1 protein-coding gene is annotated in these 360 nt (G+C 59.7%); it reads right to left on the bottom strand.

The window, feature by feature from the left end; all coding sequences use genetic code 11:
* On the bottom strand, positions 1-360 hold a 360-nt coding region (locus D0817_RS26890; protein ID WP_127341013.1), incomplete at both ends, for an ISAs1 family transposase.

Genomic DNA, 360 nt, shown 5'->3' with positions numbered 1-360 from the left:
ATGTTGAGTGCGATTCGGCGCAGGATGGCGAAATTCTGCGCCGCCTCCCCAACCCGGATGCGGCAGTCATCCTCGCGAAATGCAACGTCCAAGACCCAATGCATGCCGTTCCCGATGCCCCAGTGCGCACGCACAGTCTGAGCCAGTTGCGCCGCCCTGGCCGGCAGGCTGCTGATGTAATACCGGCGTTCGACGCTGGCAGTGCCGGTGCTATTTCTGCCGATTATTTCCCGCGTCGATTCGATCATTATCAGGCTTTGCAGTCCGGCCCAATTCTGATCTTGTTGGCCGAGCCAAGCGACGTCGTTCGTCACCAGGCAGCGCCGGGTTTCTATCCTTCCGTGATCCTTTTCGGTCTGG

Origin of the sequence: Flavobacterium cupreum (assembly GCF_003996965.1) — a bacterium.
GTDB lineage: Bacteria > Bacteroidota > Bacteroidia > Flavobacteriales > Flavobacteriaceae > Flavobacterium > Flavobacterium cupreum.
The sequence above is the reverse complement of the archived record's forward strand: the minus strand, read 5'-3'. Positions and strand labels throughout refer to the sequence as shown.